This is a genomic window from Nonomuraea sp. B12E4 (genome assembly GCF_039871825.1).
Classification (GTDB): Bacteria; Actinomycetota; Actinomycetes; order Streptosporangiales; family Streptosporangiaceae; genus Nonomuraea.
This window is the reverse complement of record NZ_JBDPME010000061.1, coordinates 1-19,083: the sequence shown is the minus strand read 5'-3', so window position 1 is coordinate 19,083 and position 19,083 is coordinate 1. Positions and strand designations below refer to the sequence as shown.

General features: G+C 68.5%; 21 protein-coding genes. 13 read left to right on the top strand and 8 right to left on the bottom strand.

Going from position 1 to position 19,083, the window contains the following annotated elements; genetic code table 11:
* Positions 1–86: 86 nt before the first annotated feature.
* The 8 genes from ABGB18_RS48830 to ABGB18_RS48795 all read left to right on the top strand — a co-directional run bounded on the left by ABGB18_RS48830 (position 87) and on the right by ABGB18_RS48795 (position 7,806).
* Positions 87–1,538: an NF041680 family putative transposase gene (locus ABGB18_RS48830; RefSeq protein WP_347702569.1), complete on the top strand. Its 1,452-nt coding sequence runs from the start codon at positions 87–89 to the stop codon at positions 1,536–1,538.
* A gap of 79 nt (positions 1,539–1,617) precedes the next feature.
* The gene (locus tag ABGB18_RS48825; RefSeq protein WP_347702567.1) at positions 1,618–2,283 is read left to right on the top strand and encodes a helix-turn-helix domain-containing protein; all 666 of its coding nucleotides are present in this window, start codon (positions 1,618–1,620) and stop codon (positions 2,281–2,283) included.
* The gene (locus ABGB18_RS48820; protein ID WP_347702566.1) at positions 2,276–3,148 is read left to right on the top strand and encodes an ABC transporter ATP-binding protein; all 873 of its coding nucleotides are present in this window, start codon (positions 2,276–2,278) and stop codon (positions 3,146–3,148) included. Before ABGB18_RS48825 ends, ABGB18_RS48820 begins: the two co-directional genes overlap by 8 nt.
* Positions 3,145–4,695, top strand: a complete 1,551-nt coding sequence (locus tag ABGB18_RS48815) for a hypothetical protein (protein WP_347702565.1) — start codon at positions 3,145–3,147, stop codon at positions 4,693–4,695. The genes ABGB18_RS48820 and ABGB18_RS48815 overlap by 4 nt, the downstream gene beginning before the upstream one ends.
* A gap of 279 nt (positions 4,696–4,974) precedes the next feature.
* The gene (locus ABGB18_RS48810; protein WP_347702564.1) at positions 4,975–5,457 is read left to right on the top strand and encodes a transcriptional regulator; all 483 of its coding nucleotides are present in this window, start codon (positions 4,975–4,977) and stop codon (positions 5,455–5,457) included.
* Complete coding sequence (locus ABGB18_RS48805; RefSeq protein WP_347702563.1) at positions 5,454–6,326, top strand: ABC transporter ATP-binding protein; 873 nt, start codon at positions 5,454–5,456, stop codon at positions 6,324–6,326. The genes ABGB18_RS48810 and ABGB18_RS48805 overlap by 4 nt, the downstream gene beginning before the upstream one ends.
* On the top strand, positions 6,323–7,072 hold the full coding sequence (locus ABGB18_RS48800; RefSeq protein ID WP_347702562.1) for an ABC transporter permease: 750 nt from the start codon (positions 6,323–6,325) through the stop codon (positions 7,070–7,072). The genes ABGB18_RS48805 and ABGB18_RS48800 overlap by 4 nt, the downstream gene beginning before the upstream one ends.
* Positions 7,069–7,806, top strand: coding sequence for a hypothetical protein (locus ABGB18_RS48795; protein WP_347702561.1), 738 nt, complete (start codon positions 7,069–7,071; stop codon positions 7,804–7,806). The genes ABGB18_RS48800 and ABGB18_RS48795 overlap by 4 nt, the downstream gene beginning before the upstream one ends.
* A gap of 159 nt (positions 7,807–7,965) precedes the next feature.
* Here the strand turns inward: ABGB18_RS48795 and ABGB18_RS48790 are convergent, their stop codons facing one another.
* Complete coding sequence (locus ABGB18_RS48790) at positions 7,966–8,673, bottom strand: DUF998 domain-containing protein (protein WP_347702560.1); 708 nt, start codon at positions 8,671–8,673, stop codon at positions 7,966–7,968.
* A gap of 155 nt (positions 8,674–8,828) precedes the next feature.
* Between ABGB18_RS48790 and ABGB18_RS48785 the strand changes: the two genes are divergently transcribed.
* The 3 genes from ABGB18_RS48785 to ABGB18_RS48775 are packed head-to-tail and all read left to right on the top strand — an operon-like array spanning position 8,829 to position 10,244.
* Positions 8,829–9,374: a transcriptional regulator gene (locus tag ABGB18_RS48785; protein ID WP_347702559.1), complete on the top strand. Its 546-nt coding sequence runs from the start codon at positions 8,829–8,831 to the stop codon at positions 9,372–9,374.
* Complete coding sequence (locus ABGB18_RS48780) at positions 9,371–9,925, top strand: SAM-dependent methyltransferase (protein ID WP_347702558.1); 555 nt, start codon at positions 9,371–9,373, stop codon at positions 9,923–9,925. The genes ABGB18_RS48785 and ABGB18_RS48780 overlap by 4 nt, the downstream gene beginning before the upstream one ends.
* Positions 9,888–10,244 (top strand): hypothetical protein, encoded by a 357-nt coding sequence (locus tag ABGB18_RS48775; protein ID WP_347702557.1) that lies wholly within the window; start codon positions 9,888–9,890, stop codon positions 10,242–10,244. Before ABGB18_RS48780 ends, ABGB18_RS48775 begins: the two co-directional genes overlap by 38 nt.
* A gap of 68 nt (positions 10,245–10,312) precedes the next feature.
* On the opposite strand, the gene ABGB18_RS48770 is transcribed toward ABGB18_RS48775, so the two are convergent.
* The 7 genes from ABGB18_RS48770 to ABGB18_RS48740 form a co-directional block, all read right to left on the bottom strand.
* On the bottom strand, positions 10,313–11,131 hold the full coding sequence (locus ABGB18_RS48770) for a hypothetical protein (protein WP_347702556.1): 819 nt from the start codon (positions 11,129–11,131) through the stop codon (positions 10,313–10,315).
* Positions 11,132–11,408: 277 nt separating this feature from the next.
* Positions 11,409–12,626: a Na+/H+ antiporter NhaA gene (gene nhaA, locus ABGB18_RS48765; protein ID WP_347702555.1), complete on the bottom strand. Its 1,218-nt coding sequence runs from the start codon at positions 12,624–12,626 to the stop codon at positions 11,409–11,411.
* Positions 12,627–12,910: 284 nt separating this feature from the next.
* Positions 12,911–13,603, bottom strand: coding sequence for an alpha/beta hydrolase (locus tag ABGB18_RS48760; protein WP_347702554.1), 693 nt, complete (start codon positions 13,601–13,603; stop codon positions 12,911–12,913).
* Positions 13,604–13,870: 267 nt separating this feature from the next.
* On the bottom strand, positions 13,871–14,230 hold the full coding sequence (locus ABGB18_RS48755) for an STAS domain-containing protein (RefSeq protein WP_347702553.1): 360 nt from the start codon (positions 14,228–14,230) through the stop codon (positions 13,871–13,873).
* A 262-nt stretch (positions 14,231–14,492) separates the two neighbouring features.
* Positions 14,493–15,155, bottom strand: coding sequence for a TrkA family potassium uptake protein (locus tag ABGB18_RS48750; protein WP_347702552.1), 663 nt, complete (start codon positions 15,153–15,155; stop codon positions 14,493–14,495).
* Positions 15,148–16,452 carry a potassium transporter TrkG gene (locus tag ABGB18_RS48745; protein ID WP_347702551.1) on the bottom strand — a complete coding sequence of 435 codons (1,305 nt, stop codon included), beginning with the start codon at positions 16,450–16,452 and terminating at the stop codon, positions 15,148–15,150. Before ABGB18_RS48745 ends, ABGB18_RS48750 begins: the two co-directional genes overlap by 8 nt.
* Before the next feature lie 121 nt (positions 16,453–16,573).
* A complete protein-coding gene (locus ABGB18_RS48740) occupies positions 16,574–17,287 on the bottom strand; it encodes a cation:proton antiporter (protein WP_347702568.1) in 714 nt (237 codons plus the stop codon).
* Between ABGB18_RS48740 and ABGB18_RS48735 the strand changes: the two genes are divergently transcribed.
* Entirely contained in the window at positions 17,286–17,447 is a 162-nt protein-coding gene (locus tag ABGB18_RS48735; RefSeq protein WP_347702550.1) for a hypothetical protein, read from the top strand. The two genes, ABGB18_RS48740 and ABGB18_RS48735, sit on opposite strands and share 2 nt — an antisense overlap.
* Before the next feature lie 753 nt (positions 17,448–18,200).
* Positions 18,201–18,953, top strand: coding sequence for a M23 family metallopeptidase (locus ABGB18_RS48730; RefSeq protein ID WP_347702549.1), 753 nt, complete (start codon positions 18,201–18,203; stop codon positions 18,951–18,953).
* Positions 18,954–19,083: the final 130 nt, after the last annotated feature.

Below are 19,083 nucleotides of genomic sequence, written 5' to 3'. Positions count from 1 at the left end.
GGTCCGCGCGGGTCACAGCCCCGACACACTCAGCGCGTTCAGGCATTCACATACCGTGGCACCCATCGGCGAGCTCCCGCAGGAGAATCTATGAGACCAGACCGCGATCTAGCGGAGTAGTACTAGATGACCTGTCGGAGTTCCGAGCCGAACTCTACGACTGTTTGCGCGCCCGGCGAGATGAGCTGTTCGACCTGGTCGATGCGGTGTTATGCGCCGAGGGCCCGGTACGCACCCTGGTCGGGTTGGCGCTGACGCCCGAGCATCGGCGTGGGCACGGCGCCCTGTACGACGCGATCAACCACGGCCAGATCGAGATCGCCCGGCTCCGCCGGGCCTTGACCACGGTGGCGCTGCCTCGTGCGTCGGGCGGGCGGATCGTGCTGGCCGCCGACGTGACGCCGTGGCTGCGCCCGGACGCGCCGACCTGTCCCGAGCGGCTGTTCTGCCACGTCTACGGTCGCCGCAAGGGCGACCATCAGATGATCCCCGGCTGGCCGTACTCGATCATCGCCGCACTGGAGAGCGGCGGCACCTCCTGGACCATGGTGCTGGACGCGATCCGGCTGCGCCCCGACGACGATGAGATCGCCGTCACCGCCACACAGGTCCGCGACCTGGTCGCCCGCCTGATCGAAGCAGGCCAGTGGCGCCAGGGCGATCCAGACATCCTCATCGTGCTCGACGCCGGGTACGACACCGCCCGCCTGGCCTTCCTTTTGGATGGCCTGCCGGTGGAGGTGCTGGGCCGACTGCGCTCCGATCGGGTGCTGCGCCGTCCTGCTCCCTCCCGCCGCGAGCACGCGCTGGCCCATCCCGGCGGTGGCCGCCCACCCCTGCACGGATCCGAGTTCCGGATGAAGGACGAGACCACCTGGGGCGAACCCGTCCACACCACGGCCACCGGCACCAGCCGGTACGGCAACGCCACCGCCTCCTGCTGGGACCGGCTGCACCACCGGCTCACCCGCCGCGCCGCCTGGCTAGAGCATCCCGGCGAGCTGCCCATCATCGACGGCACCCTCATCCGGCTCCAGGTCGAGCACCTGCCCGGCGAACGCGACCCCAAGCCGGTCTGGCTATGGAGCTCGGCCATCGGCATCACCGCCGCGCACCTGGACCGGCTCTGGCAGGCGTTCCTGCGCAGATTCGATCTTGAGCACACCTTTCGCATGTGGAAGCAGACCCTGGGCTGGACCGCCCCGAAGATCCGCGATCCGCACGCCGCCGACCGCTGGACCTGGCTGATCATCATCGTCTACGCCCAGCTCCGGCTCGCCCGCCTGCTTGCACCCGACCTGCGCCGCCCGTGGGAACGTCCCGCTCCACCCGAACGACTGACCCCCGCTCGCGTCCGCCGAGGGTTTCGGCACCTGCGCCCGCGCCTGCCTATACCTGCCGGTGCACCGAAACCTACCCGGCCCGGCCCCGGTAGACCCCCGGGCTCGAAGAACCGGGCTCCTGCCCGTCACCACGACGTTGGCAAGACCACCAAACGCGCTGAAACACTCACCGAGCACCGGGACCGTAAGGGTTAAACGTCAAGCTAAGAGGGGGATCAAAAAGCGGAGCAATATGTAGCTACCGGGAACCATATGTTCGTATAGTATCCGGGTTGTGCGTTCAATCAATGATCGGCCGCCTGAGGATCTGACCGCTCGCGCGCGGATCCGGGATGCGGCCTTGGCGGAGTTCGCCGAGCGCGGTTTCAAGGGCGCGACGATGAAGGCCGTCGCCGACGCCGCCGGCGTCTCGGTCGGCCTGGTGCAGCACCATTTCGGCTCCAAGGAGGGACTGCGGGACGCCTGCGACGTGCATGTCCGTGACACCATGCTGGGCGCCGCCGGCCAGGTCCAGGACGGGGCCGACCTCACTCCCGAGTTCATCCGGGGAATGTATGAGGCGAGCGAGCTCAGCGTCCGCTATCTCGCGCGGGCGCTGGTCGAGGGCTCGCCCGTGGCGGCGGCGATGTTCGACGAAGGCGCCGAGGCCGCCGAGCGGTTCCTCACGGAGAACTGGCCGGAGGACTTCCCTCCGGAAGAGGCGAAGGTGCGCGAAAGCGCCGCCGTGATGGCGGCGATGCACCTCGGCACGATCGTGCTGCACGAGCATCTGTCCCGGCGGTTCGGCATCGACGCGCTGCGCAGGACGAATCTCGCCCGGTTCAGCATGGCCATGGTCGATGTCTACGCGCACCTGGGGGAGTGGATCGCCTCCGGGCCCGGAAGCCAGGTCCGCCAGGCCGTCACCGATCACCACACCAAGGAGCACCCCCATGACTGATGTGATCGACATCCATGGATTGATCAAGAACTTCGGTCAGGTCCGTGCGCTGGACGGTCTGGACATGACCGTTCGGGAAGGGGAGGTCCACGGCTTCCTCGGCCCCAACGGCGCCGGCAAGACCACGACCCTGCGTATCCTTCTCGGCCTGCTGCAAAGGGACGGGGGAGAGGTCCGGTTACTCGGCGGGGATCCCTGGGCCGAGGCCGTCGAACTGCATCAGCGGCTCGCCTACGTCCCCGGCGACGTCACCCTCTGGCCGAGCCTGTCCGGCGGCGAGGTGATCGATCTGCTCGGCCGGCTGCGCGGTCGCACCGATGTCAAGCGGCGGGATGAGCTGATCGAGCGTTTCGCCCTGGATCCGCGCAGGAAGTCCCGTACCTACTCCAAGGGCAACCGGCAGAAGATCGCGCTGATCGCCGCGCTCGCCTCCGAGGTGGAGCTGCTGCTGCTGGACGAGCCGACCTCCGGTCTCGACCCCTTAATGGAGGCGGTCTTCCGCGAAGTCATCGCCGAGGAACGGCGCGCGGGCCGTACCGTCCTGATCTCCAGCCACTTCCTCGCCGAGGTCGAGGCGCTCTGCGACCGGGTGAGCATCATCCGGGACGGCCGGATTGTGGAGGCCGGAACGCTCGCGCAGCTACGCCATCTCACGCGCACCTCGGTCACGGCCGAACTCGCCAGCGTCCCGGCCAACGGCCTGCCCCATGTCCACGACCTCAGCATCGACGGTCATCGCGTGCGCTTCCAGGCCGACACCGACCACATCGGCGTCGTACTGGCCCGGCTGGCGGAGTATGGCGTGCGCGACATCACCGCCCAGCCCCCCACCCTGGAAGAGCTGTTCATGAGGCACTACCGATGAACACGACAGCACTGATCCGGCTGATCCTGCGCCGCGACCGCATCTGGCAGCCGCTGTGGATCGGCTCGGTCACCGCCTTCGTCGCGACCACGGTGGCCACCATCGGGCAACTGCTCCCGACTCCGGCAGCACGCCTGCACTACGCAGGCGAGATCGCGCAGAACCCCGTGATCCTGCTGATGCAGGGACCGGCCTACGGCGACAGCCTGGGCGCGGCCTCCGCGCAGCAACGGGGCGCCGCCACCACGATCTTCGCCGCCCTGGCCAGCGTCATCCTCCTGGTCAAGCACACCCGCTCCGACGAGGAGCAGGGGCGGCGGGAGCTCGTCGGCTCGGCCGCCGTGGGGCGGCACGCCCCGCTGACCGCCGCCCTCACCGTCGTGCTGGCCGCCAACGCTGTCCTGGCCGTGCTGATCACCGTCGTGGGCGTGAGCGCCGGGCTTCCCCTGACCGGGTCCCTTGCCTGGGGGCTGATGGCCGCCTCAGGTGGCTGGGTCGGGGCCGCGCTGGCCGCAGTGGCCGTACAGGTCACCCAGAGCGCCCGCATGGCCGGAGCCGTGGCCTTCACCGTGTTCTTCGCCGCATACCTGGTCCGCGGCGTCAGCGACCTGAGCGGCGCGGGCATGGAATGGCTGGGCTGGCTGGTGCCCAACGGCTGGATCCTGCGGGCGCGCGCCTTCGGCGGCGAGCAGTGGTGGGTGTTCCTGCTGGTCGCGGCCTTCGTCGCAGCCTTGATCGGGGTGGCTTACGCGCTGTCGGCCCGCCGGGACATCGGCGCAGGCCTCGTGCCGCCGCGACTCGGTCCCGCCCATGCGTCGAACGGCCTGCGCGGACCGCTCGGGCTGGCGTGCCGGATGCACCGGGGCATGGCACTGGCATGGATCGCCGGTGCCGCCTGCATCGGCGCGGGGACCGGGCTGGGCGGCGAGGCCGCCGTCAAAACGTTCGGCCAGAGCGGAGCACTGGACTTCTGGGCCGAACAAACGGGAGCCGATGATCCCGCCCAGATCTTCTTCGAACTCGTCGTGTACAAGCTGGCGGTGTATTCCGTTTCCCTGTACGCGATCATGACGGTGCTCCGGCTGCGCAGTGAGGAGGCCACGGAACTCCTGCTGTCCCACCCAGTGAGCCGGCCACGCTGGGCGGCCGGCCATCTGTTGTTCGCGTTGGCCGTACCCGCCGTCGTGCTGGTCATCGCCGGCCTCGCGCTGGGCCTCGGTAACGGAGACTTCGCTGGTGGCCTGGCCATCACCACGGTCATCCTGCCTGGCATCTGGGTCATGGCCGGGATCGCCGTGGCGGCCTTCGGGCTGTTCCGGCGGGCCGGAGCGGTCGTGGGGTGGACCGCCCTGGTGCTGGCCATCGCCTTGGAAGTGGGCTGGGAGGTCGGCCTGGTGAACGACTCGCTCTTCATGATCTCGCCGTTCGCGCACGTCCACTACTCCACGCCAATCGGGCCGGGCACGCTACTCGGGCTCACCCTCGTGGCGGCCGGCTTTGTGGCGGTTGGCTTGTACGGGCTTCGCCGCCGCGATCTGGCCCTGTGACTCAAGCCCGGTATGGCGGGAACGCCCGGGCGTTGCGGACGACCGCGGTGAAGCGTGGCCACCGTACCCAGACCTTGGGTGGAGGGGTTCGGTGGCCACCGCCCGGCGGTAGGGCTCGCCGGGTTCGAAGCCCTGCGCACGCATCCGGACCGCGGTACAGAGAACCAGCGCCGCTGGTGGCATAGCCGCCCTTGACCCGCCCCCCGGGAGATCGCACCATCTCCGCATGTACTTTCAGAAAATATTGAAAATTGGCGATCGGCGGCGTAGCGTTCCGGCATGGACAGAACGGCGCTGCACGAGTACGCCGATGAGATCGGCCTGTTCTTCGAGGACTTCGGGCTGCCGCGGATGCCGGGGCGGATTCTGGGCTGGCTGATGGTGTGCGAGCCACCCCATCAGTCGGCCGAAAAACTTGCCGAGGCTGTGCAGGCCAGCCGCGGTGCGATCAGCATGGCGATGCGGATGCTGCAGGCCAACGGCGCTGTCGAGCGGCACACGGTGCCGGGCACGCGCCGTGTGTACTACCGGCTGCGCCCCGGGTTCTGGCTGCGGGAGGCCGAGGAGAAGGCCCGGGTGGCGCGCGAGTGGCGCAAGCTCACCGAACGCGGCCTGGAGTTGATGAGCGACCACAGCGAGCAGGCACGCGCCCGAGTGCAGGAGGCGCACGACATGTACGCCTTCCTGGAACAGGAGTACAGCCAGATCAAGGACCGCTGGCTGCAGCAACAGGAGACCAAGCAGCAAGAGCGGGAGACATGAGCGTTGTCGAGGTCGAAGATCTGACGTTCAGCTACCCCAAGACCGCCGAGCCGGCGGTGAAAGGGATGAGCTTCACGGTGGCGCAGGGCGAGGTGTTCGGGTTCCTGGGACCTAGCGGAGCCGGCAAGTCCACCACCCAGAAGATCCTCACCGGCCTGCTGACCGGCCACGGCGGCCGGGTCGGTGTATGGGGCAAGGACCCGGCCGACTGGGGCAGTGCCTACTACCAGCGGATCGGCGTGTCGTTCGAGCTGCCGAACCTCTACCACAAGCTCACCGCGCTGGAGAACCTGCAGTTCTTCGCCTCCCTGTACGCCGGCCCCACCGAGGACCCGATGGCGCTGCTGGAGAGCGTCGACCTGGCCGGCGACGCCCACACCAGGGTGGGCAGGTTCTCCAAGGGGATGCAGATGCGCCTGGTCTTCATCCGGGCTCTCGCGCACCGGCCCGAGCTGCTGTTCCTGGACGAGCCGACCTCCGGAATGGACCCGGTCAATGCCCGCCGCGTCAAGGACCTCATCCGGCAGATGCGCGAGCAGGGCCGCACCGTGTTCCTGACCACGCACGACATGGCCACGGCCGAGGAACTGTGCGATCGGGTGGCCTTCGTCGTCGACGGGAAGATCGCCGCACTGGACACCCCGGCCGAGCACAAGGTGCGGCGCAGCCGGCGGATGGTGCGCGTCACCTATCGCGCCGGCGGGGACCCCGGCGCCGCCCTGGAGACGAAGGACTTCCCGCTGGACGGGCTGGCCGATGACGAGGCCTTCCGTGCGCTGGCCCGCGAGCGGCACGTCGAGGCCATGCACAGCCAGGAGGCCAGCCTGGAGGACGTCTTCATCGACGTGACGGGCAGGAGCCTGGCATGACCGGCGTCGAGGCCCGTGTACCAGGTCGCGGCTCCCGCCATGGAGTGTTACGGGCCGCGATCGCGATGGACGTGCGGCTGCAGCGCCGCTACGGCTTCTGGCACGCCACCGCGGTCGTCATCGCGCTGTGGATCGGCGTGCTGCGCCTGGTGCCCGACGGCCTGCTCGGCGCGGCGATGCCGTACCTGCTGATGTCCGATCTGCAGTTCTTCCTGTTCTTCATCGCCGGTGCGCTGTTCTTCGAGAAGGGCGAGCGGACCCTGTTCGCGCTGCTGACCAGCCCGCTGCGATTCGGCCACTACCTGACCGCCAAGCTGGTCACCATGTCCGCGCTCGCCCTGGTCACCTGCGCCGTCGTCGTCGCGGTCGACTACGGGACTGGGTTCAACGCGCCGGCACTGCTGGGCGGCGTGGTGTTCATGGCGCTGCTGATGGTGCTGGCCGGGTTCATCACCGCGCCGCTGTTCCCCTCGATCAGCGAATGGCTGCTACCTTCCACCCTGCTGCTCGCGCTGGTCAACGCGCCGATCGTGGACTATTCGGGACTGTATCCGCACCTGGCGTTCTACCTGGTGCCGAGCCAGGCGCCGCTGCTGTTGCTGGGCGCGGCCTTCCACCAGGTCGAGCTGGCCGGTTGGCAAGTCGCCTACGCCATCGGCTACCCCATCATGTGGATCGTGCTGCTGTGCCTGCTGGCCCGGCGGGTCTTCCACCGCCACGTCATCGCCCGGGAGGGAGGCCGATGAAAGGCGCCTTGTTCGCGTTCGGCCGCCACGATCTGCTCAGCGTCCGCCGTGACTCCATGCTCATCGCCGTGCTGCTGGGGCCGTTCCTGTACGCGGCCGCCTTGTGGTTCCTGCCTGCCCTCACCCACCACGCCGCCATTGCGTGGGGGTTCGACCTGGTGCCCTACCACTCGGCGATCATCAGCGCGTTCTGCGTCCTCGGCCCGCCGCTGCTGTTGGGCGCCGTCATGGCGCTGCAACTGCTGGACGACAAGGACCAGCACACCCTGACCGCCCTGCGCGTCACACCGGTGCCGCCGGTCACCTATCCCGCCTACCGTGCGACGGTGACAGGAACGCTCGCTGCCCTCACGGTCATCGCCTCCCTGGCCGTGTCCGGGCAGGTGCCGGCCCGGACACTCGCCATGAGTGTCGCGATCGCGGTGGCCGCCGGACTGCTGGCCCCCCTGCTGGGGCTGACGATGGCCTCGATCGGCCGCAACAAGATCGAAGGTCTCGCCGTCATGCGCGTCGTCGGCTTGGCCGTCTTCACCCTGCCGATGATCCCGTTCTTCATACCCGGCTCGCCCTGGCAACTCGCCTTCGGCGTCCTGCCGCCCTACTGGCCGGTGCGCGCGTTCTGGTCGGCCATGGACGGCGGCGCGTTCTGGCCGTACATCGCCGGTGGCCTGCTCTACAACGCCGTCCTCACGCTCGGGCTGATCCGGGTCCTGGTCCGCCGCATGGACCGCTGACCCCAAAAGGTTCTCCCGGAATGCGGGAGAATCCGGCAGCCCAGCAGGCATGAGTGCCGCGTTCTCGGCCGCGGAGCGTTCCGCCTGAGCCAGGGGCAGCTTCCCGCGCTCGCCCAGCTGCAACATCTCCACCGTCGGCCGGCGGGCGTGGCGCTCGGCTTATCCAGCAGAAAGGGCAGATCCGGGGCCTTTGGCGTCAGGAGGCGTGCTCGGGTTCGGATGGACAGGCCGGCGCAGCAGATGGACACTCACGGCGATGATCCAGCAAAAGCCGGTCAGCAGGGAGAGGTGTTCGAGGAGGCCGGCGGGGGCGGGCCGCCACATGCCCAGGGTGTCGAGGCGGTAGGCGATGCCGGCCGCGAAGGCGAATACGAGGATCAAGACGCCGGACACGCGGGAGTAGGTGGCCCAGTTCCGGCTGGCTTCCCCCAGACGTCGGGTCAGGACGAACGCGGCGGCGCTGAGCCCCGCGAACAGCATGAATCCGGCCACCTGGTGGAGGCGCCCGCCGGTGGTGACGATGGTGGGCTGCCCGGGCGGGTAGCCGAGGGCGGGATCGGTGGACACCAGCCCGGCCATGACCAGGCCTGCTGCGGCGGTTGAGAGCAGGATCGGCCCCCACGTGGCACCTCGGCCGCCGCGCAAGGTGTGCCGCATCCCGGTCGCGAAGGCAAGGAGCAGCAGTCCGCCGACCACGAAATTCGCCGTCTGCAGCCAGCCGCGCTCGCCCGTGCCGAGCTGGCTCGCACCGTGGCGCCACACGCTGAAGCCGGGCCGGGTGGCGCCGTCGGCCCACAGCAGCGCCGGCACGAGCACACCCGCGGCGACACCGCTGCCGAGCGTTGCTTTCAGGATCCTGGTGGTCACAGGAACGTCCTCCGTGTTCTCCGTGACCGCCAGGGCCACGGGCCGACCAGACTTCCCGGCTCTCCACCTGAACGCCCCGACGCGGGACGTAACCTTGATCAGTACATGGATTTTAGCTCATACTAAAATAACTGCAAGAGAAGGGCGGGGCACCTGTGACTGAACAGGGATCCTTGCTGGAGTGGGTGGAACGCATTGCCATGTATCTGGCGCGCGACGGGGTCCCGCCGATCGCCGGGCGGGTGCTGGGCTGGCTGATGATCTGCGACCCGCCCGAGCAGACGGCCGGGCAGATCAGCGACGCCATCGGTGCCAGCCGTGCCTCGCTGACCTCGAACTTGCGGCTGCTGACCAGCATGGGCTTCCTCACCTGGCGGACCCGGCCGGGCGAGCGGACCGTCCACTACCGTATGGCCGAGGACGCCTGGACGGTCGTGGTACGTCGGCAGATCGCCTCCATCGCCGCTTTCTTGGACATCACCCGGGACGGGCTGGCGCTGACCGGCCAGGAGGAGGGCGGTGCCGAGCGGGTGCGTCAGGCGCACGCCACGTTCGAGTGGATGGCCAAGGTGTTCGACGATGCCCCGCCACCACCCTCACCGGCACCACAGACACCGGCACCACAGACACCGCCACCACCCTCACCGGCACCACAGACACCGCCATCGCAGGCGCGGATCGGCCGGAGGGATGAGGCATGACACGACGGCCCGCGGCGGCACAGACCGCGCTCGGCCCCATGGTGATCGCCGCCGCCGAGCAGCACGAGCCGCCCGGCTGGCGCCTGCTCGATGACGGGCTGGCGCTCGGCCTGCTGCCCATAACGATGCGTGGTGCCGTCCGTATATGCCGATGGCCTGCCGTGCGCCGAGCGATGATCGCCGCGTCGGAGCGGCGCGCACCGGGGATCTGGGGCGGCGTGCTGCGCCGCAAGCACTTCGCCGACGACCAGGTCGGCGCAGCCTTCGGTGCCGGGGTCACGCAGCTGGTGGTGCTCGGGGCGGGGCTGGACTCCCGCGCCTGCTGGCTCACGCCGCCCGGCGCAAGCGCCTATGAGCTGGACCTGCAGGCGAACGTCGCGGACAAGCGGCGGCGGCTGCAGGCGAGGTTCGGCCGCGTGCCGGAGCACGTGCGGCTGATCGGCGTCGACTTCGAGACCGCCGACTTGGGGGGCGGTGCTGGCCGAGCACGGCTTCCGGGCGGGCAGCGCGGCGGTGTTCGTGTGGGAGGCGGCCACGCAGTACCTGACTGAGCAGGCGGTCCACGCCACGTTGGCGTTCCTTTCCCAGGCGGCGGCGGGCAGCCTGCTGCTGTTCACTTATGTGCTGCGTGACTTCCTCGACGGCGGCGGCCACGGGGCGGCGGCGCTGCATGAGGAGTTCGTGGTCAAGCAGCGCCTGTGGCGGTTCGGCCTGGTTCCGGATGAGGTCGGCAGCCTGCTGGCCGGATACGGCTGGGTGGAGCGGGAGCAGGCCGGAGCCGCCGACTACCAGGTCCGCTACCTGGAGCCCGCGGGCCGCGCCCTGCCGGTGTCGGACCTCGAACGCTTCGTCTATGCCGAGAAGCAGTGACCTCCTTCGGCCTGAGGCGAGGACTCTGGGACGTGACGCCGACGAATGCCTCGATCCGGCAGAGATGTTCACTCCTCTGGTTCAGGCACGGTCTCCACGATGTGAACGGTCCGGATCTCCGGCAAGTCCAGCAGGTCGAGAATCTCGTCCGGGCCGGTATCCGTATGGAGGAAGCCGTATATCCGCCCCTCTGCCGCCGCTGCCTTCATCGCCTTGAGGTCCAGCCCGATCTCCGCCAGAGCGTCACTGTCTCCGTCGGTGAACTGGCCGAGCCACTGGCGGTAGTCGTCGATGACGTTACGGGTACCGCAGAAGACGCCGCTGATCGCCATCGCCGTGCAGCCGCCCCAGCCGGGCCACCAGTAGAGAGGCTTACCCGAACTGGGCTGCACGCCAGAGAGGAAGTAGCGCTTCCATTCGCCGCTGTCGACGTGTATCGGCACCTGCGGTTCTGGCAGCGGCGCGGCGAGTTCGGCCAGCACGATGACACGTTGCCGCGCCGGCACGGACCTGGCCCTTGTGCGTGCCTGCTCCTTTTCTCCAGAACGAGCGGGAGTGCCGCCCTTGAAACCGCTCAGGAAAGGCGTCATCGACGTCGGGCCCATCGTCGGGTAGGTGACCTCACCCACGATGTTCTGCGAGATCTCCGCGACGCGCCTGGGGCTCTCGGAGAAGTCCGTGCTGGCATGAGTCTCGATCTCCACGAGCGTCCGGTACCGGAAGAAGCCCGGTGTCATCTCGTACGGGCCGCCGTGCCGGATCTGGTATTCGGGATAGGCGACCTGAAGGGCGTTTCCCCAGGTGAAAGCCGGATTCGGCGCGATGCCCAAGCGCGGCTCATTCTGCAACCACACGTACGCCGGCACCATCAGCACAAGCGCCGCCAAGACGAGGCCGTACGGCTTCCTGGTGATGCCTACCCACTCCTTCCATGCCCAGGCGATGAGGAAGACAGCATAGATCGCGGCACGCTCCGCCTCATTCGGCGGACACGCCGATCGCGGTCTATGACGCGCCCTGGACGCTGCTGTCGCACCACTTCCCGTGGCGCCGTGTTCAGGCACAACCCCCGTCGGCCGGGCCGGTCAAGCGGTGAGGCGACCGACACGGCATGAACGCGGATCGGGCGCCCGCTGCCAAATGGTCGGCCGACGGAGGCTGAGGCTACTGATACAGGTCGGGAACGTCGTCGCGGTCAAGGTCAGCGGCTTCGGCCTCGCGGATGCGCCGGTAGAGGCGGGCGCGCAGCCGCAGGATCACCGTGGCCACCACGGCGGCGGCCAGGGAGCCGGCCAGGACGGCGACCTTGACCCGGGCATCCAGGTCGCTGCCCGCGCCGAAGGCCAGTTCCCCGATCAGCAGGGAGACGGTGAACCCGATCCCGGCCAGGATTGACAGCCCGGCCATGTCGATCCAGGCCAGCCCCTCGTCCAACGTGGCGCGGGTGAAGCGGGCCACCAGCCAGGTCGCGGCCAGGATGCCGATCGGCTTGCCGGCCAGCAGGCCGATCACGATGCCCACCGTGACCGGGTCTGTCAGGGCTTCGGACAGCCCGCCCGGTCCGCCGATGCTCACTCCGGCGGCGAAGAAGGCGAAGACCGGGACGGCGAGGCCGGCGGAGATCGGCCGGAACCGGTGCTCGAAATGCTCGGCCAGCCCCGGCCCGGCCTCGGGTCCGGCTGTTCGCTCGCTGCGCAGCACCGGGATGGTCAGGGCCAGCGCCACCCCGGCCACGGTGGCGTGCACACCGGAGGCGTGCACCAGCGTCCAGGTGGCGAAGGCCAGCGGCAGCAGCAGCCACCCTGAGCGCACCCGCCGCCGGACCAGCATCGCGAAGACCGCCAGCGGTACGAGGGCGCCGAGCAGCGGCAGCACCGAAAGGTGGGTGGTGTAGAAGACCGCGATGATGACGATGGCGATCAGGTCGTCCACCACCGCCAGCGTCAGCAGGAACGTCCGCAACGCGGTGGGCAGGGACCGGCCGATCACGGCCAGTACGGCCAGGGCGAAGGCGATGTCGGTGGCGGTGGGGATCGCCCACCCTCGTGCTGCGCCCGCGCTGCCGGCGATCGCCAAATACAGCAGGGCGGGCGCGATGACCCCGCCGACCGCGGCGGCCACCGGCACTGCCGCTTGCCGGACATCACGCAGGTCGCCGGCGATGAACTCGCGTTTCAGTTCCAGCCCGGCGACGAAGAAGAAGATGGCCAGCAGGCCGTCGGCGGCCCAGGTGGCCAGGTCGAGATCCAGATGCAACGCGGCGGGCCCGACCCGGATCGCCCGTAGGTCGGCATAGGCGTGTGCCCACGGCGAGTTGGCCCACACCAGCGCGGCGAGCGCGGCCACCAGCAGCAACGCGCCGCCGATGGTCTCCTTGCGCATGATGGCGGCGATCCGCCGCGCTTCTGGCCACGTACCTCTGCCAAGCAGGCGAGGACGGCGGTGGAAGGTGGTGCCGGGCATGAAACTCCGCTCTTTGGCAGGGATCGGGTCGCTCACCTGCCGACCAGGCTTCCCGGCGCACCTGTCAATAACATATCAGAACGCGTAAAAAGCCCCATAGCGGATATGGGTCGACCCGCCGCTGACCAACGCGTGATCGTCGGCTGACAGGGACTCGATGCAGGCAAGTGCCTGCCGTTTCACCCCCGCGGGAAGTGGAAAGGTCAGCCAGCGGCGAGGAAATCTTCGATCTTCGCAGCGATCCGCGGGTAGTCGGGGCCGAACCAGATCATGTGACTGTCGGCCCGGCTTTCCACCAGCTCGGCCCGCGGCATCGCCGCGACCAGGGATTCGGCATGAGCGAAGGGCACCGACCGGTCCTTTTGGGTGGCGATGACCAGCGTGGGCTGGCTGACCTGCGCGGCGCAGTCCGGCACGGGAAGCATGTCGGCGACGAAGCCACGGCCCGAGCGCATCAACGTGAACAACCCGGCCAGCGTCGCCCGCTCGGCGGCGGACAAGCCGGCCAGAACCTGGCGTGCGGGCAGGACGGACAGGTCATGCAGCAGCAGGCGCAGTGCGAGGGAGGGGGCGACCCTGAGCAGGGACCGCAGGATCGCCCAGGTGCCGGCCTCCACCCGGGCGTGGAACACGGCCCGGCCACCCAGCCGGGTCAGCCGGTCAGGCCAGGGCAGGAACGCGACCGCGCTTTGCAGGATCACCCGCTCGACCAGTTGCGGGTGGCGGGCGGCCATGGCCAGCGCGGTGCGTCCGCCGGCTGAGATGCCCACGACCGCGGCCACACGTTCGATGCCTAAAATCCGGCACAGCGCCGCGGTGGCATCGGCGAAGCCAGTCGCTGTGGTGCCGGTGGTCAGCGGCGTACGGCCGTAACCGGGGCGCGAGGGTGCCAGCACCCTGAAACCGGCATCGACGAAGCCTCCTCGCCCTGCGCCAGCCCCGCCCGCATGTGACCGCCATGCAGCATCACGACCGTCCGGGGACCATCGCCCTCCAGCCGGTACTCCACCCTGCCCGCCGGCCGATGCGCAAGGACCGTACCGCGCTCAGCAAAGTGGGGAGTGGACATCATGGCACCTCCTGTTAGGAACCGATAGCCGGTGACGGGCAGACACCGGCGGCGAGCCGGCGGTATCAGGCTCGGCACGTTCCGCCCGGCACGGTCACTCCCGCCGGTCTAACGACGGTGGACTTTCGCCGGAGCCGTCGGGGGCGAAGAAGGCGTCCCTGATCGTGGGCATCACGTCCAAGCCCGCTGTGGATGTGCCGAGCAGGTGCTGTCCGCCTGTGACGACCAGGCGACCGCCCTCGTTGCGGGCGTGGCGGGTGGCCGAGCGCAGCACCTCGAGCCCGGCCTCCTCCATCAGGGTCAGCCCCGCGATATCCACGACCATCAGCGGCGGGACCTGCCTGGCCAGCGTGCTGACGAGGTACATCCGCACGGTATCCACCGCCCCGCCGACAAGGGGCCCCTGCAATTGGATGAGCAGGACGTTGCCGCGGGCGCGGGTCCTGACGGACAAGTCATCATTGGCCGGATCAGTGGGCGCGAGATCGGGCATCGGGGCGCGCTTTCCGCTGGAGGACAAGAACCGCCGACCAGGCTTCCCGGCACACCTGCGATGAGCTTACTGGGCATCCGTTTTGTTGGAGCCGCTGACCGCGGGAAATCCGCATCGAACGAGTAGAGCAGGGGACATACGCGGCAAGGCTCCTCCAAGAAATCGCTGAGCGGGCCCCCTTCGTTTCGGGCCGACGTTGAGCGCCGCCGGAGCCTCCCCACGATTACGGCAGCTCGGCGAAGCGTTCAACCTGCTCGGTACGGCCGGACACCAGCACGACGTCGTCATAGGTGAGTTCGGTCTCGGCGGTGGCGTAGGTGAAGTCCGCGCCCGGGCTCTTGACCGCCACGATGGTCACGCCGTATCTGCGGCGCGCGCCGGACCGGCCCAGCGGCATGCCCACGCACTCCTTCGGCGGCCGCATCCTGACCAGCGCGAAGTGCTCATCGACCTGCATGAAGTCCAGCATGCGGCCGCTCACCAGGTGCGCCACGCGCTCGCCCATGTCGTGCTCGGGGAAAACGACATGGTGGACGCCGATACGGTGCAGGATCTGGCCATGATGCCGGCTGATCGCCTTGGCCCAGACCTGCTCAACGTTGAGCTCGACCAGTAAGGAGGCGCTGAGGATGCTCGCCTCCATGGCCGTGCCGATGGCGACCACCGCGCGACTGAAATCAGGCACGCCCAGGCGGCGCAGTTCATCCATGTCGGTGGCGTCGGCGATGGCCAGGTCTGTGACCTGGCCCGCCAGCCGGTGCGCCGCCGCGGGCCGATGGTCGATCGCCAGGACCTCGCTGCCCCGGCGGACCAGCTCGGCCGCCAGCGCCGCGCCGAAGCGGCCCAGCCCGATCACCACGACGGGATCCGATGTCTGGTCAACCAATGATCACTCGCTCCTCAGGGAGTTCGTAGCGGCGGGTGCGCTCTTTCAGGGCGAGCGCCGAGCCCAGAGTGAGCGGGCCGATCCGGCCGATGAACATCAGCAAGCTGAGCAGCACATGCCCGGCCAGCGGGGTGTCGGCGGTGACGCCGGTGGACAGGCCGTTGGTGGCGAAAGCCGAGATGACCTCGAACAGCACCCGGTCCAGCTCGTGCGGGGTGAGCAGGAGCATGAGCCAGGTGGAGACCGTGACCAGGATGACGCCGAGCAGGCTGATCGACAACGCCTGGCGCTGGCTGGTGGCGGGCAACCGACGATGGCCGATGTTGACCTGGTGCTCGCCACGCAGCTCGGACCACATGATGAACAGCAGGAAACCGAACGTGGTGACCTTGATGCCGCCCGCGGTGCCGGCGCTTCCCCCGCCGATGAACATCAGCACGTCCGTGACCAGCCACGACGAGGGGTACATCTGGCCGATGTCGAGGGTGTTGAAACCCCCTGAGCGCGGCATGACAGCAGCGAAGAAGGCCGCCAGCCATTTGCCCGTATCGTCCAGGGGACCCATCGTGGCAGGGTTACGCCACTCGGTCGTCAGGAACACCAGCGTGCCCGCGCCCAGCAAGACGGTGCTCAGGCCGACCGTGATCCGCGTCAGCAAAGACCAGCGGCGCGGACGCCACCAGCTGCGCAGCAGTTCGAAGACGACCGGATAGCCCAGCCCGCCGACGATCACGGCCAGTGCGATGCTGAGGCAGACCCACGGATCGGTGACGAAACGCATCAGATTGTCGGGCCACAACGCGAAGCCGGCATTGTTGAACGCCGATACCGCGTGGAAGACGCCTAGGTAGGCGGCCCGGCCGAGTGGCTCGCCGTACCCGGTGACCAACCGGGCGGCCAGGACGACGGCGACGGCCGCCTCACACACCAGGCTGAATACCACCACCTTGCGCAGAACGTGGCGCAGGTCGGCGGCGATGACGGACTTGGTCTCCAACTGCGCGGACAACCGGGCGCGCAAGCCGAGCCGGCCGGAGACGATGACCATGATCAGCGTGGCCAGCGTCATGATGCCCAGGCCGCCTACCTGGATGAGCAGGGCGATGACCACTTCGCCGAACACCGACCAGTGCGTCTCGGTGTCGACCACGACCAGGCCGGTCACGCAGACCGCCGAGGTGGCGGTGAACAGCGCGGTCAGCCAGTGCGAGGCGTCGCCTTGTGCGGTGGCCAGCGGAGTGCCGAGCAGCAGGGTCCCGATCAGCACCGCGGTGCCGAACCCGGTCGCGATCACCATTGCCGGATGCCGGCCACGCCTCGGCACAGCCAGCCGGTTTCGCCTCACCTGGCGCGCTTTCCACGTCGTCGGTCACCCGCCTGCTCGTCCGCCGCGTCGCCGGACACCGGGGCCTGTCCCCTCACGAGCTGTCCTTGGATCCACGCAGTCGCCGCGACACGCCGCCGTACCAGGCGGGCACCGCACGTTCGTCGTCGAACCAGCGGGCCACCACGATGTCGGTGGAGGAATGCAGGGAAATCGAAGCCACGATGGTCACGGCGACGATCTGAAACACCTGCTCGCCGACAGCGATGCCGGAGCCGAGCACGAGCAGGCCGTAGACCACGGAGGCGAAGCCTTTGGGGCCGAACCAGGCCACCGCCGCCTGCTCGCGCATCGACAGTCCCGAGCGCAGGAAGGACAGCCAGATGGCGATCGGGCGAGCCAGGGTCAGGGCGAGAAGCGCGAACAGCCAGCCCTGCCAGCCCACCATGCCGAGTAGTGCCGGGGTGATGAGCGCGCCGAACACCAGCAGCGCGGCGAGTTTGAACACTTCGGCGATGAGTTCGCCGAAGTGTTCGAACGACTCGCGCTGCCGCTGCCCGAACGTCGCGACGGTGATCCCGGCGGAGAAGGCGGCCAGGAACAGGTTGCCGTGCGTGGCCTTGCCGACGGCGAGCACGAGCAGGCCGATGGCCAGCGCGTTGAGCGGTTCGTAAGCGGTGGAGGCGGCAAACCAGCGCAGCCGCTCCAATTTGATCGCCGTCCACGGGATGGCGATGCCGATGAACACGCCCAGGGCCAGCTCCAGCGCCAGTGAGCCGAGGTGCAGGTCGTCGGAACCGGCGGCGATGGCCAGGAAGATGATGACGAACGGCAGCGCCAGGCCGTCGTTGACGCCGGACTCGACATTTGAGCAGCTGCCGCAGCCGGGGCGGCACCTTCTCGTTGCCGACCAGGGCGGCGGCGAACACGGGATCGGTGGGCGCGAGGATCGCGCCGATCAGCAGTGATTCGATCCAGCCCAGGCCGAGCAACCAGTGGGCGCCGGCGGCGGTGATGGCCAGAGTGAGCGGTAATCCCCAGCCGAGCGCCCGGCCGGGCAGCCGCCAGGCGCTGCGCAAGTCGGCCCACCCGACTCGCATGCCGTCGGTGAACAGCACGGTGAACAGCGCCAATTCCGCGAGGGTTGCCACCAGGTCGTCGCCGGGCCGCAGTGAAGCACTACATCCTGCCCCGCCGGGAGCTGGCCGCCGTGATGAGGCGACCGCCGAGGCCATCGGGTCAGAGGCTGTGGAGATCTTCCGATTGCACGGCGCCGCCCGCGAGTACGGTGAATCCCCCTTGCCGTAATGATCTGTAACGCCGTTACAGCGCTTTTGGATCGCTGCCCCAACATACCGGCCTGCGTCGCATGCGAAGCGTCACCGGTTCGTCACCGGTTCGTCACCGGGGCGTTCATCGCCGGGAGTCGCTCGCCGCCCTCGGCGCCGAACAGACCTACGCCGGGAACCTGAAAGCTGCGCGAATGCTTTCCCGCGATGTCCAAGGTGGTTTCGGCCCTGCCAAATCCCCGGTGAGTTTCTCGTGGCACTCCGCCCGATCATCGGGGTGCTGTGGCGCTGTTAAAGGAAAGCTACAGCGGATTTACAGTGCGGGTCTGAAGTCTGGCGACGTCCCGAACTTCTCTTCAATCAGGGCTCAGTTGGCATCGCCGATTTCCTTGGAGGAACCTCATGTCCAAATCTGCCGCCTTACGAGTCGGCATGACCACCATGCTTATCGCCTTCGGCCTGATCACCACGGCGAGCCCTGCCCTGGCGGCCCCCAATCTGCAGTTGCCCTTTTCCTGCGGCCAGAAGTGGCGCCTGGACACGTGGGCGCATGCCCCCGCGCTCGACATGGTGAAGGAGCCCGACCAGCACGGCACCGAGGGTGCCACGTTGATCGCCCCTGCCGACGGTACGGTGAACCAGTCCTTCTACCACAGCAACGCCGGCAACGTCATCCAGATCAACCACGGCGGCGGCTACTTCACCACCTACCTTCACCTGGAATCTCGCGCCGTGTCGGTCGGCACCCGGGTGAGCATGGGCACGACGATCGGCCGGGTCGGCAAGACCGGCCCCACCTCCAACGGGCATCCGCATCTGCACTTCGAGCTCGGCCACGACTCCGACGGAAACGGTTCGGCCAGCTGGGGAACCGCGGACTCCGAACGGGTCAGGCCGACCTTCAACGGTGTCACCTACGGTGGATCGAACGGACAGACCTGGCGCGACGTCACCAGCCGCAACTGTTCCACCCCCGGACTCAACGCTCCAGCGATGATGCGTGACGATGGTGATGGGTCGATGACGATTTACCGGTGGGCCTCTACCGGATCGGCTTTCGGTCGTTCGAGCGACTACACCTCCGGTGGTTGGACCATGTCCAACACGGAGGACCGGGTGGCCTCCGGTGACGTCGATGGAGACGGTGTCGACGATATTGAGGTTTTCTCTGCGACTTTCACATGATCCGTGGACCGCCCCGGGAATCTTGGAGGCTACGATTCCTGCGAACTTGCGAATGACATAGCAGATTCCTGCGCCTTAAAGAAGGCGCCTTCGTACTCCTTCGGCGGAATATTTCCACAGAACGAGTGGA

Excerpts from the sequence above, each read along its gene's own strand:
- ABGB18_RS48780 (WP_347702558.1), top strand. The coding sequence starts at position 9,371 with ATGACACGACGGCCCGCGGCGGCACAGACCGCGCTCGGCCCCATGGTG.
- ABGB18_RS48810 (WP_347702564.1), top strand. The coding sequence starts at position 4,975 with ATGGACAGAACGGCGCTGCACGAGTACGCCGATGAGATCGGCCTGTTC.
- ABGB18_RS48805 (WP_347702563.1), top strand. The coding sequence starts at position 5,454 with ATGAGCGTTGTCGAGGTCGAAGATCTGACGTTCAGCTACCCCAAGACC.
- ABGB18_RS48800 (WP_347702562.1), top strand. The coding sequence starts at position 6,323 with ATGACCGGCGTCGAGGCCCGTGTACCAGGTCGCGGCTCCCGCCATGGA.
- ABGB18_RS48735 (WP_347702550.1), top strand. The coding sequence starts at position 17,286 with ATGGCCAGGAAGATGATGACGAACGGCAGCGCCAGGCCGTCGTTGACG.
- ABGB18_RS48730 (WP_347702549.1), top strand. The coding sequence starts at position 18,201 with ATGACCACCATGCTTATCGCCTTCGGCCTGATCACCACGGCGAGCCCT.
- ABGB18_RS48795 (WP_347702561.1), top strand. The coding sequence starts at position 7,069 with ATGAAAGGCGCCTTGTTCGCGTTCGGCCGCCACGATCTGCTCAGCGTC.
- ABGB18_RS48745 (WP_347702551.1), bottom strand. The coding sequence starts at position 16,452 with ATGGTGATCGCGACCGGGTTCGGCACCGCGGTGCTGATCGGGACCCTG.
- ABGB18_RS48820 (WP_347702566.1), top strand. The coding sequence starts at position 2,276 with ATGACTGATGTGATCGACATCCATGGATTGATCAAGAACTTCGGTCAG.
- ABGB18_RS48815 (WP_347702565.1), top strand. The coding sequence starts at position 3,145 with ATGAACACGACAGCACTGATCCGGCTGATCCTGCGCCGCGACCGCATC.
- nhaA (WP_347702555.1), bottom strand. The coding sequence starts at position 12,626 with ATGCGCAAGGAGACCATCGGCGGCGCGTTGCTGCTGGTGGCCGCGCTC.